Raw genomic sequence first — 17,738 nt, forward strand, 5'->3', positions numbered from 1 at the left:
GGGTCGGCTGGTTGGTTTTAACTCACTTTTTGTGAATAAAGTGGTAATTTTCAGAAATCATGTAAATAATCATTGACATTATGTAAGTCTTGAGTTACTATATGTTTATAAATTTTTACACTATGTAAGTTAAAACAGACAGAAAAGAGGAATTTATGTCATACCAGCAGAAAAACATCACTGTTTCATTGGTCAGCCACCTATTGATCGGGGTCTATTATTTGGCAAACCTATTGCCAATGATCCAATCCGGTGAATTGGTCGCCGGCAGGTTGTACGCGCTTTGGTCAATCGTCATCGCGGTCAATATCGTGGTCAATATTGTCGCCAGCATCCTGACGAATATTTTGTTGACCATCGTCGAAGCCATCCAGTCCAGAAAATACGAGGAACCGCAATTTATTGAGGATGAACGCGACAAACTGATCGGCTTGAAGGGAATCCAAATTTCCTACATTACCTTTTCCATCGGCGTTCTGCTTTCGGTTTTTGCCTTCATTTTTGGGCAGCCGCCGCTGATGATGGTCAGCCTGATCGTTCTTTTCTCCATCCTGGCGGAGATCATTGGCGATGTTTCAAAGATCCATCTGTATCGAAAGGGAGGGTGAGATGGGCAAGAGCCAGGTCAAAAATAATATTCGGAAACTGCGCTTCCACCACGACGAAATGACGCAGGAGCAGCTGGCGAAAAAAGTGGGCGTGACGCGGCAGACCATCATTGCGATGGAAAGCGAAAAATATTCCCCTTCGCTGGAACTGGCGTTTCGCATCGCGCGCGTGTTTGGTGTGCCGCTGGAGGAAGTGTTTTATTACGTCCCTGAAGATGAAACAGAATCGTAGGGCGGGTTTCCAACCCGCCATGCATAAAATTCTCGAGACTATCGGGCTGAAAGCCTGACCTGCAAATTGTTCAACAGAATGGAGAAAACTCATGAAAGCAATTGTATATAACGAATACGGAGCAGCGGAGGTGCTTCACCTCAAGGAAGTGGAAAAGCCCATGCCAAAGGATAATGAAATCCAAGTGCGGGTACGCGCCACCTCTGTCACCGTCGGGGACCTGTGGGCGCGGAATTTCAAGGCGATCTCGCCGCGCGAATTCTCGATGCCCCTTCTACTTTGGATTCCTTCACGGATGTTTTTTGGTCTCACGAAGCCGCGGATTTCCATCCTTGGGAGCGAGTTTGCCGGGGATGTTGAATCTGTTGGGAAGGATGTGAAGAGATTCAAGAAAGGGGATGCGGTGTTCGGGTATCGCGGTCAGAGCATGGGGGCGAATGCCGAGTATCTATGCCTGCCCCAAGATGGTATGGTGACGCATAAACCTGTCAACATGACCTATGAAGAGGCTGCTACAGTTCCCTACGGCGCGTTGACCGCGTTGAGCCTGCTGAGAAAGGTCAACGTGCAGGCGGGGCAAAAGGTGCTGGTCATCGGTGCCAGCGGACGGATCGGGTCGGCTGCGGTGCAACTTGCCAACTATTTCGGCGCGGAAGTAACCGGGATATGCAGCACGCCAGGCTTGGATTTTGTGAAGTCGCTGGGCGCGGATAGGGTCATTGACTATACCAAAGAGGACTTCACCCAAAACGGCGAGACCTATGACCTGATCTTTGATGTAATGAGGAAAAGTTCGTTTTCCCAATCCAGGAATTCGTTAAGTCCGAACGGCATCTACCTGTTAGCCAGTTTCAAGATGAAGCAACTTTTCCAAATGTTGTGGACGTCCATGCGCGGCGGCAGGAAGGTGGTATGCGCCCTGTCCAGTGAAAAGATCGAGGATTTGGATCTCATCAAGGAATTGGTCGAGGCAGGGAAGTTCAAATCTGTTATCGATAAACGCTATCCGTTGGAGCAAATGGCCGAGGCGCATCGCCATGCTGAAACGGGAGGCAGGCAGGGGAACGTGGTCATAACAGTGGGAGCATAGCCGCAAATAACCAAAAAGTGACAGTCACCTTGAAGATGACTGTCACTTTTATTTCATTGTATGCTGTTCTTTACTCCGCGGCCAACTCGTAATCGCCGGGATCTTCATCCACAGCCATCAGCGGCTCTTCCTTTTCCTTCTTGTCCAGGAATTGCAGGGTCTGTGCCACGATCTTTGTAAAATACTTGGTTTCGCCCTTATCCTCGTACTTGTCGGTCTTCAAACGACCTTCCACGAAGATCAGGCTGCCTTTTTTGAGGTATTCCTGGCAGATCTCGCCAAGCCGCCCCCAGGCTTCGATGTTGACCCACTCGGTGGCTTCGCGGGTCTCGCCGCTCTTGTCCTTCCAGCGGTTGCTGACCGCCAGGCTGAAATGGCAGACCCTTTTGCCCGTGGGCGTGAACTTGCCTTCGGGGTCCTTGCCCAAACGGCCGATCAATTGAACGCGGTTTAGAGTTGGCATGGCATCCCCGCTTTCGTTTCATAACTTTTAGATGCTTGTGTACGTGTCATTTTGGTCTCCTTTTTTATCTAAAAGAACGGTGAATTGTGTCGAACAGGGTTATACTTTTATTTACCCTGCACTTTCCTCTGTGGCGGGAGCTGCCGCCTCGGGAGCGGGGGCTGCTACCTCGGTGGCGGGGGCGTCCACAACTTTCTTCTTGAGCACGGGCAGGCCCGTCTTCATTTCAACGACGTCGTAGCCCGCTGGCACGGCATCCAGTACGCCTTCCTTGACTTCCTTCGAGAAGAAGAACATTCTGCCCTTGGAATGCAGGTAGTAGGTGTTTCCTTTTGAATTGGTGTGTGCGTAAGCCATTATTTTCTCCTTGAATCTGATTGGTGGATAAAGTGTAGAACAAAATTTCTAGCTTGTCAAGCCCCTAAACGCGATTTTGTATAGACAAATCTACTCGGAGCGATATGAAAACCGTCACCACCCTCTCAGACCTACGAGCTGCGCGCCTCTCTCTCCAAGGGACAGTTGGTCTGGTTCCCACGATGGGATACCTGCACGAGGGGCATTTATCGCTCGTCCGCCAGGCAAAAGCCGGGTGCGACCACGTCATCGTCTCCATTTTTGTCAACCCAACCCAGTTCGGTCCCAAGGAAGACCTCTCCAAGTACCCGCGCGATCTCGAACGGGACCTGGAATTGCTCTCCTCGCTCCCTGCGCCGGGGACGGCGCAGGAGATCGTGGTGTGGACTCCGTCAGCCGAGGAAATCTACCCGCCCGGCTACCAGACCTGGGTGCAGGTCGAGGCGTTGACCAGTCCGCTTGAGGGGGCAATGCGTCCCGGTCACTTCAAGGGCGTGACCACCATTGTGGCGAAGCTGTTCAACGCCACCCGGCCCGATAAAGCCTATTTCGGTCAAAAGGATGCCCAACAGGCGGCGGTCATCCGTAAAATGGTGAAGGACTTGAACTTCCCGCTCGAAGTCATCATCTGCCCGACGGTGCGCGAGGCGGACGGGCTGGCGATGTCCAGCCGCAACAAGTACTTGAACGAAGCCGAACGGGCGGCAGCGACGGTCTTGTTCCGCGCGTTGAGCGCGGCGAAGGGGTTGTTTGAGGATGGGGAAAGGGATGCCGAGGCGCTAAGAAGTAAGATGAAAGCAGTGATCGAGGCAGAGCCGCTGGCACAGATGCAATACGTCTCCTGCGCGGATTATGATACGCTCGAAGAGTTGGATCAAATTAAAGGAAAAACACTGCTTTCAATGGCGGTCTTCGTGGGGAAAACGCGGCTGATCGACAATTTCGTGCTGGGATAGGAATTTGCACTCGCCCCTTCCGTGATCACGATATTGCTGGGAGCAGTAGCGGTGCATGGATAGGTACACTCATAGGTTGTATACCAGTTTTTGGTACACACATACCCTCCCACACAGACCCACACACGCCCTGGTACACTACCCGCCAGTATTCCCCGCTCAGCTCCTCGCGGATCAGTTCCATAAAAAGTTTCCCTCGTCTTGGACTTATCATCCTCAGAAGCTGTAGTCCAGATAGTACTTTCTGCCCGCAGATATTCCTTGAGCCCAGCATATTGATACAGATAACCAAAGACAAATAGTAAAATCAACAACAAAACCAACAATCCCCCAACCAATCTCTTCATAACACCATTCAACCAGAAATAACAATACTCTGCAACGCCTAACCGCGACTCTTATTGTATGCGCACTATCACAACTTCACCAGCTTGGTTTTCATATACAAAATATTTTGGCGCTTTTGGATCTTTGTCATTTACCAACGTTATCACCCCCCATTTTTTATCATCTTCACTCAGCATTTTTATCTGGAAACCTCCGGCTCCATCAGTTATTATGTCGTCTCCATTATAATTCGATCTATATTCCTGCCGAGCTTGTCGTACCAATTCGACAGCATAGGCAACCACGGCACCTGTGGGTGCCCCAGGGGAAACCCTCTCGCCTTTTTTAGGGGCAAGTCCAGTATTTTTTGCGTTCTCTCTGGCAGAGTCCTCGACAAATTGTCGGTGAAATATCCCATCTCTACACACCTCTCTACCTGTCTCTACTTCAACACACACAACCGAATTACCATCCATTTTTAGCTCCACAGTGCCATCTGTTCCCACCGTTACCCCCAGTTCTTTCAAAGTAGTCATAGTCGCCTGCCCTACCTCAGTTCTTTCTGGTGTGATCGCCTCCACCCACGCACCGTCTTCATTCAAAATGTAGCCCGGGTAGGAGAACCCTGTCTCATCATCAAACTGTGCCTGAGCGGGATCGAGCGTTACTTCCTCCCCGTCCACTGCGAGCGTCATCCCTCCTTTTGCATCCACCTTCAGCCCCGGGATTGCCTGCCCGCCATCCTCGATCATTCCATCGGGACGGAGGGTAAAGCGCCCGCCGGAACTGGATATTAACTCCTGCAAAGCCATGAATTCGGGATGGAGGGTCGGCGTGGGAGGGATCGTCGCGGTGGGCGGCGGGGTGACGGTCGCTTCGGGAGAAGCGGTCACTTGCGGGGCGCAGGCGGCGAGACATAAAACGAGCAGGGGGATGAGAACGAAGCGTTTCATGACATACTCCCTTTGAAGAAGAATTCAACCCCTCGACGGCTATTCGCCAATTTTCGATAAGATTTCCCGCATGAGATCGCTGGCAAGATAAAACCCGGTTTCATTTTGCAACCGGGTCAGGATATCTTTAACGGAATTAAGTTCTCCGTCCTCTTTTGCGCGCATCAAAATTCCAAGAATGCCAATCGGGTTGAGTCCCATGACCTTCGCAACCGAGCGTCTCTCGCGCTCGTCCATCAGAATGGTTTGGGTTTGCAACTGAAGCGCCAGGGCAATTGCTTCTGCCTCCCCATCATCCAACTCGCGCTTTAACGCGGCGACAATCTCCTTATTCCTAACGGCTTCCAGGCGCAGCCAGCCTGCGGAGATGGCTTTCTGAATGCCATCCGTCCCCGGATAATTTGATTCGAGCCTGAGTTCATCCATCACCGCCCGGGGAATAATCACCTCTCCAAATTGCCCCTGCGGGAGGCGTAATAAATCCACTGCCGCCAGGTTCAGGATGGGAGAGGTATTGCTAGCGACCGGCATAGGTCAAATCATCCTGCAAATCTTCCCTGGAATAATGCCGCGGTACGCCGCGCTGTCCGAGTAAAAGGCCGAATTCGAATTTTGTCATTCCGCACAACTGACGCGCCTTGCCGAAGGACAGGATCCCCTGTGTGTACAGGGAAACCGCCAGTTCAAGCAGCAATCGCTGCTGGCGCTCGCCGCCCGGCAGGCGCATGGCTTCCGCTACCGAATCGGGGATTTCAAGATGAATGGTCATACGCTGCTCCTCCTGTTATTATAGCGCAAGTGATCGGGACTCTTCCCCTGCGCCCGGCCTTCCCCGCCTTTTATGTTTTACTCAAAGGATGAGGAAATGGATGGATTTTTTTCATGATGGACTCCCTGAACATGCCCGGGTTGTACATCAAAAAATGACTCCGTCCTTGCAGGCGGTGTCATTTTGGTAGAACGAGTTGGGGTTGGGTCTCCCGCAAAAGGATCTACGGTCCCCACTTCATGGAATATGCATACGTTACGAGCGGGAGCATGGGACGCCCGTCGGTGTAATACAACTGTGCCGCGCCGCCCTGATGGATCTGGTCGTTCTGCGCATTGGCTACGATGACAAAACTGGCATCCGGTGCCCAGAGCGCTTCGTTCATGCTTTCAAAGGTTTCCGGACGCAGGACCGTGCGGCTGGTCACGCCGTCCGCCGCAGAACGCACGAGCTGCAATGGCGGACGGTTGATAAAGTCGTCCGTGGTGGGTACGCTGGCATAAAAGTAATACAGCTGACCGTCGGGGGCAAGTAAGGGATTGTCAGCAAGATCGGCGGGGTTGGTATCGAAATCCCCCCGAAACAGGGTAGTGACGTTCCCTGTGCCAGTATCCACGCGCCAGAGACCGGCGCTGAACATGCCCATGAATGGACTGGCGGCGAACAGGGTGGAGGCATCCCCGCTCATTGTGTAATCGCCGCAGCAGATGATCGAACCTTCACCGCCGTTCAGGCGGACAAGCGCTCCGCCGTTAAGATAATAAATGGCGGTGGATGCGCCTTCGTAATAACCAAGCGTGACGATGAGTTTGCCGCCATCCGCAGAGTACATCTCCGGCCAGTACAGTTCCTGCGGGATGACCAACCCGTCGCCTATGTCGTTGGTCTGGTCCTCCAGAACGCGGTTGGATTGTCCGCTCAGGATGGAATAGAAACTCAAGCCCCGGTGGCCGAAGGCAATGGTCTGTCCGTCCGGCGACCAGACCGGGCTGATGAGCCGCGTAAGGAAGGGATTGTTCTCGTCCACGGCCCCGCCCTCGAAGATCACGGCGCGGCTGCTGCCTTCCGCATTGACGGTGAGCAGCTGGTTGTTGGATACATATACAAGGCTGCCGTCCACAAGGGAAACATCATATTCACTTACGTTCACAGGTTCGAATGTCAACTGTGTGACGGTGACGCCGTCCCTGTCGAGGCGGTAGACCTGCGAAAGTCCGGCGCCGTCATTGCCGAGATAATACATCGAAGCCGGGAGCAGGCCGGGAGTTGAGTCGGGAGGCGCGGATTGAGTCAGCGCCTGGAATGTGGCGGCAACTATGGTCTCCACGTTGGCGGGGCTTGCGGGCACAGGCTCGGTCAATGGGTTGGCGCAGGCCAGGCTGATTCCGATTAAAGAAAGCAGGGCAAAAAGGATGCGGGATTTTTGTTTCATAATACACCTCTTAAGTTGGTTAAATAAAACAAAGACGCCAATCAAAACAGGAATGTTTCCTGATCAACGCCTTTGTGGTTATCTGACAGTCTAGATCTGTTCGTAGTGATGCACAGGGACGACAAACAGGGTGGCGCGTTTTTCAGCCTCCTTCGGCGGCAGTGAAGTGCGCGCTGTTGTGATGGCCGCATCCACCTGGTCGTCTTCCACGCCCAACAGCATGGTGACAACCCCGCTGCGTAAAAAACCGCCGGTGGATGCCACGCGTGTCACGCGGAAACTCCCGGCCGTGAAGGCCTGTGTGAGCGTGTCGGCGTCGTTATCCTTTACGATGATGATGATCATTTTCATGGCGCTTTCTCCTCAGAGTTGTTCAAATCTTTCCACAGGTAAAGCGAATACCTTTGCGCCGCCAACCGTCACAGGGACGGGGGCCGGCATGGGCATCGGGGAACCTTCCAATGGGAGGGTCATATATTCAATGCGCTGACGGCAGGCTTCCTGTAGCGCAGCCAATGCCTGTGATTCCTTCTCGGCAGGCAGGCCGATCAGCAGGGTGGCGTTGCGTCTTCCCAAAAAACCGCCGGCGCTGGAAAGATACGTCAGCGATGCACCGACGTTTTTCAGGGCTTTGGTCGCAGTTTCGAGGTCCTGGTCCTGCACAACGGCTACCAACAATAAGTGGACGTGGGGATTTGTCATTTTGTACTCCCTGTCTTTTCAAGGCCATATACCTGCAGCAGCGGCGTCACAAAAAGAAGGCCGCTTTCCGGCAGGTTGAGATCACCGGTGATACCTTGCGTGGCATCCACGATTTTTTTGATCTTTCCTTCATCTTTTATCGCGGTAAAAATGGTGCGGCTTAATGTCTGCAGCTGGGGTCCTTCATAAAAATCGTCCAGCGAAGGGAAGAGCGGCATGTCATCGCGCAGTCCCTGTTTTTGACCAAGCCTTCCCAAACCGGTGCTGTACAGGACGGTGGCCCCCACCACGCCGATTTTGCTCCATGCCCCCAGCAGCTCTTCCAGCAGATCTGGATTGTTCAAGACGAGGGTGAGCAGGTACATCACGACGCCTCCAATTCCACCGCCTCGGATGAAGCCCGACCCTGCCCGGCTTCGAGATGTATTTCCTGGCCTTTGACATCCTTCCGCGCGAACAATGCCCGCAGGATGGGCGGTGTGATCAATGTGGTGACGAGGATCATGACAACAATTGCTGAAAATTCATTTGTGCCGACGAGTTTATTGCTTATCCCGATGCTCGCCGCGATCAAACCGACCTCGCCGCGCGAGATCATGCCTGCACCCAGCTGCACGGATTCGCGTCCTGAAAGTCCGCCCAGTTTTGCGCCCAGGCCTGCGCCCAGCCATTTTCCGATTATCGCAACCAGTACGAGAGCGCTGGTAAAAAGCAATGCCTGTGGTGGAAAGCCGCGCAGATTAATGGATAAGCCGATTTGCACAAAGAAGACCGGTACAAACAGCCCGTATGCCATTGCATGGACGCCTGTTTCGATGCGCTCTTTTTCAGGTGTGCGCGCCAGCATCAATCCTGCAATAAATGCGCCTGTAATTGCCGCCAGCCCGCCAGCATATTCGGAGGCAATGCTGTACGTGAACATGGTGACAAGCGAAACGCTGAGCAGTCCCTGGCTGATCTGCAACTTTGAGACACGGCGGATGATCCACGGCAGGATGCGCATCCCGAACATGACCGATAAAACGATGAAACCGGCCATGCGGATGATGATCAGCAGAATATCAAGTCCACCGCCCCCGCCCCCGCCAAGAAAAGCGAGAAAAACAGAAAGTAAAAGGATGATCAGAATATCGTCAAAGATTGCCGCACCAAGCAGGCTTAATCCGACGCGCGTGCGCAGGACCTTGAGTTCCATCAGTGTCTGCGCTGAAATGCTGACACTGGTCGCGCCTAGTGTCAGACCAAGAAAGAGCGCGGCGGCGTGCGTCATGCCGAAGAGCAGCCCCGTCCCCCATCCCAGCAAGACGGGCCCCACCACGCCCATCGTCCCTGAAAAAACTGCGACACGCATATTGTCCCTCAAGTCATCAAACTGGAATTCCAGTCCGGCAAGGAACATCAGCAGTAAAACACCCATTTCACCGAACAGGCGGATGAATTCGGAAAGTTCGTGCGCAATGAAGGAAATCCCAAACAGATTCAGGAGGGATGGACCGAGCAGAATTCCCACGATCAATTCACCCAGCACGGAGGGCTGTCCGATGCGCGTGCTTAAGTACCCCGCCGTCTTCGCGGCAAGCAGGATGATCGAAAGAAGGAAAGCCAGTTGCAGGAAAACACTCATGCTGGAAGTATAACTCGAAAGTGTATGATGATTAATGGCTTTTCCTGCGTGTATCGAGATACTCTTCCACTTCGATCATGGGCGGACGTTCGCCCTCGGTGATCTCTTCCACCTCCAGGGAGAAACGCTCCCGCCCATAGCGGATGAGTTTCATGGTGGTGTTCACGTTTTCCAAAAGGCTGAGGGCATAGCGTCTTTCCAGCTTGCGGATGACAGCCTGGATGATTGCAAAGGACATTTTGCTGAGCGATTCCAACGGCTGGTTATGATGGATGCGTTCCAGCAGATCGACCTGCCCGATGGAGTTCAACCCGAATGTGTCGAGCATGTCGATCAGCAGGCCGATCTCGACGCCGTAGCCTGAAAAGAAGGGAAGTTGTTCCAGCGCCTTGCGCCTGCCGCCGTATTCGCCGGAGAGCGGCTGGACAATGCCGGAAAGTTCGGGGTAGAAGAGGTTGATTAACGGACGCGCGGTCAATTCAGTGACGCGCCCGCCGCTGCCCGCCTGCATTTTGTTGCCCACTTTTAACGGGCGGCGGTAAAAACCCTTCACAAAATTAAGTTCCGGTTTGAGCAGAAGAGGTCCGATTAACCCGTATACAAAGTGTGGGCTGATGTTGACAATATCCGTATCGATCCAGATGATGATGTCGCCGCGCGTGCAATACAGACTTTTCCATAAGGCTTCGCCTTTTCCAGGTCTCGCCTTATAGTTGGGTAATGTCTCCTGATGGATATGGACCGGCACCCCCAGTCCCTCGGCGATCTGACGCGTACGGTCTGTGGAATTTGAATCCATCAGGACGATTTCATCCAATAACGGCACCTCGGTCATCAACGCATTTTGAATGGTGGTGATCACCTTTCCCACTGTCTCTTCCTCGTTGAGTGCGGGCAGGGCAAGACTGATGGCGATACCCTGCTTTTCCTTCAGCGAAAGTAAATATTTCAGGTCCTTGAACTCGTCGCCGTGAAATGTGTTTTCCGCAAACCATTTATCCACGAGCACCGAGATGGCGGATTGTCCCGCCTCTTCACTGGCAGGGTTTACTTCATATGGCAGCTTTGTCTTGACCAGCAGCACGCCATGCCGGCTTTCGTTCATCATCTTTTCAGCGGCCGTCCCGATGACCGGTGGTTCATTCGGACGCGCCGATGTGCCCATGATGATCAGGTCGTGCTCCTGCGATGATTTATAGATCGTGTCAATGGGGTAGTCTGTAATGACTTCATTGCGCTGGATTTCGGGGAGGTTTCTCAGGACACGCTCCGCGCCCTTGAAGGCCACATCCTGTGCCGCGGTCATGTTTTGCGAGAACAGGTGCAAGGATGAAATTTTTGTATGCTGGGTCCTGTTTAAGGACAGGGCAATCCGCAAGGCCAGCCCTGTGTACGGCCCGCCGCGTATGGGGATCAATGCGCTTTTTATGTCGGCGGTGATCTTTTGATTTACGATTGCAATATTGCAGGGTGTTTGCGTGAGCACCTCGGAGACCGTAACCTGCAAGGCCTCGAACTGATTGGGATATTCCAGAATTAATAAATCCGGCTGTTCGTCTTCGATCACCTTGACCAGATCATCCCAGGGCCTGTGCGAGACATGCACCTGCGCCCATTTATTGTTCCGCTTTACCTTGTATAACTGCTTCAAGGTCTTTCGCAATTCCCGTGCATGCAGGGTTGCCGTACTTAATGACTGTCCCTCTGGCACGTAAATAAACCCGGCCAGCAGGATTTTTTCGCCTCCGGCGACGGCATGCCCGGCATTGACGGCTGACGTTTGATCGCATCCATGCACAACCGCCACAAGCACCTTCGAGATCAGGTTGTTTTTTGAAACCGAATTCATGACATTTCTCCTCTTACTTCATGGAGCAGGGGGTTGATCTTCATCTTGTAGATGCGGTCCCAGATAAAATTGGAACGGACAAAAGACTTCATTCCCAGCACCATGTTCCCGTCCAGTTTTTCCACGATCATTCTGCCGACTGTTTCGGGGTCTTCCTCGGGGATGAAATAGGATGCAAACTCGCCGCCGAGCTTTCGCAGGGGCGGGATATCCGAGCAGAAGATGGGCATCGCCGCCAGTCCCGCCTCCAGAATGGGAATGCCAAACCCTTCCTCGAAACTCGGCAGGAACAGCGCATCCGCCAGTTGATAAAAATCGGAAATGACCGCATCGGGAATGTATTCATCCGTCAACTCGGCAAGGAAGTGCGCCGCACCGCTCAATCCAAGGTCGCGCCGCAGGGCAGCCAGTTTCTCGAAATATTTTACATTGGCGGGGTTGTGCGGACCAAGCGGTCCCGTCACCACCAATTGGGCGTCTGTGTACGCCTTTCGCACATGCACGAGTGTGTTCAGCGCCAGTTCGATGTTCTTGCGCGATGTGATCCGTACCGGCAACAGCAAAAGCGGGTTTGCATCCAGCAATCCCGTTTTGGCGATATACGTTTGCGTTTCCTCTTCGAGTTTGAAAAACCTGTTCACATCCACGCCGTTTGCGACAACGATAATGTCCGACTTTTTTAATTTCATCAGCCCGGCCAGTTCGTCCTGCCGCATGTCGGAGATGGTCACCTGCGTCACTCCCTTCCACGCGGTCTTCAGGAGATCCCACGGATATCCTTTATGCAGTTCAGGCAGATAACGCGGCGTTGTCCAGGCAAGGTCGTGATGCCACAGGATCATGTGCAGGTCCTTCTGCCTCTGGCTGATGTTGAAAAGCGCGGCGGTCAGTGCAAGATTTTTATTGAGCGAACAGACGTTATGGGCAATGAGGACTTCCGTATCCTGAAGATGTTCGGACAGGGCCGCCTCGATCCTCCCGACGGCTGATTCGAAACTGCCGGGGACTCTCCCCCGGTCCAGTTCCTCCTTCATGGACAGGATGTCCGCGTGGCGCGAATCCACCAGCGGGATGGATGTGAAGCGGATGTGCGAATCCACCTGCCTGCCACGGGCGGCAATGACCTGCACTTGATGTCCGCCGCGAGCCATTAATCTGGCATGGTGATCCATGACGCTCTCCACGCCTCCAACCACGGGCGGCGCGGAATAATGAAGAAGGGTGATTTTCATTTCGGTTTTCCTTGTCCTATTTTTTTCCCCGATGTTTGATGAAAGCGGATCGATCTGATGAACCCATCCGCTTTGAGTATACTCCAATCTTATTTCGATTTCCGCTTTGTAAGCATGCCGAACGGCGTGGTGGACTGCGCGGATGGGTGAAAAATCCCATGCTCGGCGGAGCGCAGTTCCTCCACGGTAAAGAAGGCATTTGGACTCACGGATTTGATCCTCTCCGCCACCATCGTCAATTCCTTGCGCATCACCACGGTATAGATCAGTTTCACGGGCCCCTGCGAACCCATGCCGCTGACAATGGTCACCCCGAAGCCATTCTCCTTCAGGGTCTTTGCAAGGGACGTGGAAACCTCCTCCGGCACGATCGCGCGGACAACCAATGTACCGATCGCAAGTTTATCCTCGATGAACATGCCGAGATAATTCCCCGCTGCAAATCCCGCTGCATACGCGAGATAGGCAACAATATTGTTCGACCCCCTCGTGATCTGTGCGATGATGCTGACCCAGATGAAGACCTCCACGAAGCCAAGCAGGGGCGCGAGATGTTTCTTGCCGCGCGAGGTGAAGATGATGCGCACTGTGCCGAGCGCCACATCGATCAGGCGGGCGATGAATACAAATAAGGGAAGGATGATCCAGGTCTGCCAGTCGAACGTTTCCATGTCTGCTCCGCGCACTGATTTTGGGTGCCGCCCCGCAGGTTATACAAGCTTTGATCGACCTGGCCGCACCTGCGGGATGTTTTCTTTATATCCATTATAAACTCCGACTGTGGCCCATGTTCGGGAAGAGCCACTGGTCTTCGTAGTGTGCCTGCATGATCTTATAGTAATACAGGGCCTCCTTGTTTGGCAGGGTGTAATCCCACTCGCTATGCAGCCGCTGGGACTCGGACAGGAATTCGTCGTCGGAGATCGTTTCTTCGGCAAGTTGGGAAATCAGGTCGGAAGAACCTGCGCCTTTGGAGAATTTCTGCTTGGGGCGGTTGACGATCTCGTCGGGCAGGTCGTCCGCGAATGCCTGGCGCAGGATGTGCTTGGGCGCGCGTCCATTGTGTAATTTCCACTCGGCGGGAAAACCCAGGGCGGTCGAAACAGATTTCACGTCCAGAAAAGGGACGCGGGCTTCCAATCCAAATGCCATGGACATGCGGTCGGCGCGCTGCAGGTTCGTGTTGTGAAGCGCCTCGGTGATCTCGATCATTTCATCCTGCAAGGCTTCGGGGTCGTCGAAATCCGCGAGGTAATCATAGCCCGCGTAGACTTCGTCCGCGCCCTCACCCGTTAGAAACACTTTGACGTGGTCGGACGCAAGTTGCGACAAAAAGTAATTTGGGATGGCACTGCGCACCAACGCGGGGTCGAAGGTTTCAAGGTAATACAACACATCGGGGAGCACATCCAGCATGTCCTGCGCGGTGTAGACGAGTTCATGATGCCGGGTGTTGAGGTGCTCCGCCATCAGTCGCGCGGCGGGCAGGTCTTCACTGCCCTCCACGCCGACAGCAAAGGAATGCAATTGTTCCGTGCCTTCACATGCCAGCATGGAGACGATGCTGCTGTCCAGTCCGCCGCTCAGGCTGACGCCGACAGGGACATCTGCCAGCATTCGTTTGTGCACTGCATCCCGCAACGTGGACTTGATGAGCGGCAGGGCGTGAGCCTCGCTCCCATCGAACTTTTGTATCGTTTTTCCGACTTGATAAAAACGCTTCCATCCTGACCTCGAATGGAACCAGTGACCTGCGGGAAATTCCTTCACCGAATCGACCTTCCCCTCAAAAGCCTTGATCTCGGATGCGAAATACATCTGGTTTTCATTCGCGCCGAAGCCGAGATAGAGCGGTTTGATTCCCAAGGGGTCGCGCGCCAGCAGATATTCCCCGTTCTGATAAATGACGAAGGCGAACATGCCGTCGAGCAGTTTCACGAATTCGGGGCCGAACTTTTTGTACAGATGCAATAGCACCTCGGTGTCTGAATGGGTTTCCAGCTTCGCATCTGAAAGATATTTTCTTTGTAGTTTGCGGTAATTATAGATTTCGCCGTTAAATGCGATCCATGCATCTTCGAACTGCATGGGTTGATGTCCGCCCTCGACATCCAAAATGGCAAGCCTCGTATGCCCGATGGAAGCATGTTTTAGTTCCTCCACACCGTGTCCATCGGGTCCGCGGTGCGCCAGTTTTTCGATCATGGATTTGACGTTTCCATTTGCTGGTTGACGTAATACGCCAGCGATTCCACACATAATGTATCTCCTTTTTGTTTGTGTTTTTCATGAAGACTTCGGAAGGTTTGCAAACTTCCGAAGCCTGTTTCCAACTTTATTCGATCACGCCCTCCCGGACGAAGCGCGTCAGTTCACTGACGCTCCAATCGGCAATGCCAAGTTTCTCCACCGTACGTCCGCGGCGCCAGTAATCGGTGCGGTGGATGATGCTGCCGATGCGGATGATGCTCTCGATGCCGCGCACGTTGACGCCGAATCGATTTGCCAAAGAGGCGATTGGCACCAAACTCATGGGGATTTCCTCGAAGATATAGCGGTGATTCAACGTGGGCGGTGCCTTGATGCCGTAATACCCGGGCTGGTTATGGATGGCTTCATGCAGGTCCGCGCCGGTCGTGTCATAGGCGAGTTTGAGCCATTCCAGAGCCGTGCGCGCGCGGATGCCCAGCGACGAAGCGACAGTCACACGCTCGCGGTCGAGTACTTCCAACATGCGCGCCACGGACGGGGTCACGCCGTCGATATAGAACTGGTAATCGCCGTGCGTGGCTTCGATCCAGCCGGCGTTGAGCAGGGTCAGCGCGGGGTGGAAGATGGCGCCCATGTTGTTCAGGCTGGTGTGCAAAACGTCCACGCCGTCGAAGAATTGCGGATATGCCTCATTGATCGCGTCCAACACCCGTTGTGTGCGGGTGGCAGGCAGCGCTGCCAGCGGCAATGCATCCTTGACGCGGAAAATGCGCGACGCGGCAGGACCATCCGAACGGGATGCATAGATGAAGGTCTCCGCTTCGGCGATGGTGACATTCACCGTACAGCCGCTGTCGCGGATGACTTTTGAAAATTCCAGTGCGCCGCAGGTGCGACCAGGATGGAGAATGACGATCTGTTTATCCTTGAGGTGCGGCGCCATGGTCGCAGCAACTTCCGCATGAGCGGATGACGGCAGGACGACCATGATGACTTCCGCTTTTTTGATCGCATCCGCCATGTTCGAGGTGACCAGCGCGAGTTTGCCGAATCCATGCGGCGCGCCGTCGCCTCCGTCCAGCTCGATGCCGCCGCGCTTTTTAATGACCTCGATGTTGTCGGGCGTGCGGTTGTACAGCGAGACTTTGAACCCCATCAGCGCCAGATGCGCCGCCATTGCCTTCCCGCCGTGCCCCGCGCCGATGACCGCAAAGTATTGTGTCATTGAATTCTCCTTGATGCTTCCATGTTTATACCGCTGCTGGAACGGCGCGTCTTTCCCGTATCTTCGCGATCCTTCTGCTTTCCGGGATCAGTTTTCCTTTTTTGTTCACTGCCACGCTCGCCCCATTGACGATGCGCGTCCGCACCTCGCCGCGTCCAAATTTATTATTGCGCAGTTGCGGTGCGTCCATCAAGCCCGAAGTGACGGCTACTGTCAACGTCGCGGGATCAGTGAGCGGGTCGGCAGAAGAGGCGGAGAGTCCACGAATTGCATCCAGTAACAGATTCGCATCCTTCACCAATTCCTTCACGCGTTTTTGGATGGCGGGGTCTTTGGTCATGTCGGGCGCGCCCATCGCGTTTTGAATCGCGCGGCGCACGATCTTGCTGGCTTCGATGACATCATCGGCCATGGCGGCGTGATCGGCTTCGGTATGCCCGACGATGTGATAAATATCGGGCTTGAGCGCCATTTGCAGGTAGGTGGCGGCGGCGAGATGTCCGCGCGCGGCATCGGTATCGAGCGGATGCGAGAGCAAGCCGATGCGGGTTTGTTTCAACACTCTAAACGCGCCCCCACCCCCGTCCCCTCCCACAGAGTGGGAGAGGGGGGTAATCATCTCAATCACCGCCAGCATCTTCGCCAGGTCCATTGCATCGGACAAACCAGGCGGGCTGTTGAACATCATCTGCGCGATGTAATCCTTCACGCCAAACGCGCGCGCATTGTATGCGGAAAGATACGCCGAAACAACAAAAACAATATCCGACGAATCGCGCATGCCCCAGTGATGCGGCTCATTTAACTCGACGGGGATGTTATTTTCGCCATACCACTGCATCACGTTTTGGTGTTCACGGATCGAACCCTCCAGATCCCACGGACCGCGTCCATCCATTTGATTGAACCAAAACAACGGAATGGCGCACCATGCGATGTTGATCGTGCGTTTATACATTTCTGCCAGTTTTATAAAATCATCCGTCCCCGAATACGTGCGCAGGAGCGGATAATTCCCCCGTCGGCTGGCTTGATACAACGCGCGGTAATCATCTTCACTTCTCACCGGCACGCCGCCCGCGCCTTTCTGCCGCGGGTTCTGCCGCTCAGGATGATAAAAATTTTCCTGCGCATCCTGATCGATGCCCAGCGAGATGACATCCAGCGCGTGCGCATCCGCAATTTTTTCGATGCCTGCGATGGTCGCTTCCATCGTCGGCAAGCCAAAATGATGACGCAATATCGGATATGGCGATTTCCACTGGATGCGCTCCACCGCCGTCCGCGGATAATCCGCTTCGGACTTAACTGTGGCTTGGTTGCCCTTGAGATAACTTAACACCTCTTCGACCTGTTCACTGCCATCGAACGACCGCTCGAAGAATCCAATTGCGTTGACACGTTCCACCACAGGCGGAGTCCCCCCAAACGCAAAGCGGACTCCCGCTTCATGCAGTTCCGAAGCGGCTTCGGCGAACTCACCCAATAAACGTTCACCCGTTTCAGGCGTGAGGCGATATGAGATGCCAACCATATCCGCCTTCTCGCGTTTGACGGCTTTGATCACATCATTGATTGGCACGGCTGGACCGAGGAACACGGTTTTCCATCCCGCCGACTCCGCGAGGCGCAGAAAATTCATCACGCCCGCCACATGGACGCATTCCCCCAAGGCTGCTGCAACCACTGTTTTTGTCATAAGCATTCT

Annotated in this window: 20 protein-coding genes; 4 read left to right on the forward strand and 16 right to left on the reverse strand. The window is 53.9% G+C overall.

Annotated elements, in window-relative coordinates:
* Window positions 1-155: 155 nt before the first annotated feature.
* The 3 genes from QY332_03225 (at window position 156) to QY332_03235 (ending at window position 1,930) form a co-directional block, all read left to right on the forward strand.
* Window positions 156-608 (forward strand): hypothetical protein, encoded by a 453-nt coding sequence (locus QY332_03225; protein ID WKZ36934.1) that lies wholly within the window; start codon window positions 156-158, stop codon window positions 606-608.
* Window positions 571-840 carry a helix-turn-helix transcriptional regulator gene (locus tag QY332_03230; GenBank protein ID WKZ36935.1) on the forward strand — a complete coding sequence of 90 codons (270 nt, stop codon included), beginning with the start codon at window positions 571-573 and terminating at the stop codon, window positions 838-840. The genes QY332_03225 and QY332_03230 overlap by 38 nt, the downstream gene beginning before the upstream one ends.
* 91 nt (window positions 841-931) lie before the next feature.
* The gene (locus QY332_03235) at window positions 932-1,930 is read left to right on the forward strand and encodes an NAD(P)-dependent alcohol dehydrogenase (protein ID WKZ36936.1); all 999 of its coding nucleotides are present in this window, start codon (window positions 932-934) and stop codon (window positions 1,928-1,930) included.
* Between the two features lie 70 nt (window positions 1,931-2,000).
* On the opposite strand, the gene ssb is transcribed toward QY332_03235, so the two are convergent.
* Together ssb and QY332_03245 are read right to left on the reverse strand one after the other, a co-directional pair.
* Window positions 2,001-2,393 carry a single-stranded DNA-binding protein gene (gene ssb / locus QY332_03240; protein WKZ36937.1) on the reverse strand — a complete coding sequence of 131 codons (393 nt, stop codon included), beginning with the start codon at window positions 2,391-2,393 and terminating at the stop codon, window positions 2,001-2,003.
* Window positions 2,394-2,504: 111 nt separating this feature from the next.
* The gene (locus tag QY332_03245; GenBank protein WKZ36938.1) at window positions 2,505-2,750 is read right to left on the reverse strand and encodes a hypothetical protein; all 246 of its coding nucleotides are present in this window, start codon (window positions 2,748-2,750) and stop codon (window positions 2,505-2,507) included.
* Between the two features lie 104 nt (window positions 2,751-2,854).
* Here QY332_03245 and panC point away from each other — a divergent pair, with 104 nt between their 5' ends.
* Window positions 2,855-3,706, forward strand: a complete 852-nt coding sequence (gene panC, locus QY332_03250) for a pantoate--beta-alanine ligase (GenBank protein WKZ36939.1) — start codon at window positions 2,855-2,857, stop codon at window positions 3,704-3,706.
* 398 nt (window positions 3,707-4,104) lie between these two features.
* Here the strand turns inward: panC and QY332_03255 are convergent, their stop codons facing one another.
* From QY332_03255 to QY332_03320, 14 genes are all read right to left on the reverse strand, one after another.
* Complete coding sequence (locus tag QY332_03255; GenBank protein ID WKZ36940.1) at window positions 4,105-4,986, reverse strand: hypothetical protein; 882 nt, start codon at window positions 4,984-4,986, stop codon at window positions 4,105-4,107.
* A gap of 39 nt (window positions 4,987-5,025) precedes the next feature.
* Window positions 5,026-5,517, reverse strand: coding sequence for a DUF3368 domain-containing protein (locus tag QY332_03260; protein WKZ36941.1), 492 nt, complete (start codon window positions 5,515-5,517; stop codon window positions 5,026-5,028).
* Window positions 5,504-5,755 (reverse strand): UPF0175 family protein, encoded by a 252-nt coding sequence (locus QY332_03265; GenBank protein ID WKZ36942.1) that lies wholly within the window; start codon window positions 5,753-5,755, stop codon window positions 5,504-5,506. Before QY332_03265 ends, QY332_03260 begins: the two co-directional genes overlap by 14 nt.
* 223 nt (window positions 5,756-5,978) lie before the next feature.
* Complete coding sequence (locus QY332_03270; GenBank protein WKZ36943.1) at window positions 5,979-7,187, reverse strand: hypothetical protein; 1,209 nt, start codon at window positions 7,185-7,187, stop codon at window positions 5,979-5,981.
* A 90-nt stretch (window positions 7,188-7,277) separates the two neighbouring features.
* Window positions 7,278-7,538: a cyclic-di-AMP receptor gene (locus tag QY332_03275; protein WKZ36944.1), complete on the reverse strand. Its 261-nt coding sequence runs from the start codon at window positions 7,536-7,538 to the stop codon at window positions 7,278-7,280.
* Window positions 7,539-7,550: 12 nt separating this feature from the next.
* Complete coding sequence (locus QY332_03280) at window positions 7,551-7,889, reverse strand: cyclic-di-AMP receptor (GenBank protein ID WKZ36945.1); 339 nt, start codon at window positions 7,887-7,889, stop codon at window positions 7,551-7,553.
* The gene (locus tag QY332_03285) at window positions 7,886-8,254 is read right to left on the reverse strand and encodes a hypothetical protein (protein WKZ36946.1); all 369 of its coding nucleotides are present in this window, start codon (window positions 8,252-8,254) and stop codon (window positions 7,886-7,888) included. Before QY332_03285 ends, QY332_03280 begins: the two co-directional genes overlap by 4 nt.
* Complete coding sequence (locus QY332_03290; protein WKZ36947.1) at window positions 8,254-9,513, reverse strand: cation:proton antiporter; 1,260 nt, start codon at window positions 9,511-9,513, stop codon at window positions 8,254-8,256. Before QY332_03290 ends, QY332_03285 begins: the two co-directional genes overlap by 1 nt.
* A 31-nt stretch (window positions 9,514-9,544) precedes the next feature.
* On the reverse strand, window positions 9,545-11,362 hold the full coding sequence (locus tag QY332_03295) for a glucosyl-3-phosphoglycerate synthase (GenBank protein ID WKZ36948.1): 1,818 nt from the start codon (window positions 11,360-11,362) through the stop codon (window positions 9,545-9,547).
* Window positions 11,359-12,594: a glycosyltransferase family 4 protein gene (locus QY332_03300; GenBank protein ID WKZ36949.1), complete on the reverse strand. Its 1,236-nt coding sequence runs from the start codon at window positions 12,592-12,594 to the stop codon at window positions 11,359-11,361. Before QY332_03300 ends, QY332_03295 begins: the two co-directional genes overlap by 4 nt.
* Before the next feature lie 89 nt (window positions 12,595-12,683).
* Window positions 12,684-13,265: a DUF2179 domain-containing protein gene (locus QY332_03305; protein ID WKZ36950.1), complete on the reverse strand. Its 582-nt coding sequence runs from the start codon at window positions 13,263-13,265 to the stop codon at window positions 12,684-12,686.
* A gap of 94 nt (window positions 13,266-13,359) precedes the next feature.
* Window positions 13,360-14,853, reverse strand: coding sequence for an asparagine synthase B (gene asnB, locus QY332_03310; GenBank protein ID WKZ36951.1), 1,494 nt, complete (start codon window positions 14,851-14,853; stop codon window positions 13,360-13,362).
* A 76-nt stretch (window positions 14,854-14,929) separates the two neighbouring features.
* Window positions 14,930-16,030: an NAD/NADP octopine/nopaline dehydrogenase family protein gene (locus QY332_03315; GenBank protein ID WKZ36952.1), complete on the reverse strand. Its 1,101-nt coding sequence runs from the start codon at window positions 16,028-16,030 to the stop codon at window positions 14,930-14,932.
* 25 nt (window positions 16,031-16,055) lie between these two features.
* The gene (locus QY332_03320; GenBank protein ID WKZ36953.1) at window positions 16,056-17,729 is read right to left on the reverse strand and encodes a cobalamin B12-binding domain-containing protein; all 1,674 of its coding nucleotides are present in this window, start codon (window positions 17,727-17,729) and stop codon (window positions 16,056-16,058) included.
* Between the last annotated feature and the right edge of the window lie 9 nt (window positions 17,730-17,738).

This window comes from Anaerolineales bacterium (assembly GCA_030583885.1).
Taxonomy (GTDB): domain Bacteria; phylum Chloroflexota; class Anaerolineae; order Anaerolineales; family Villigracilaceae; genus Villigracilis.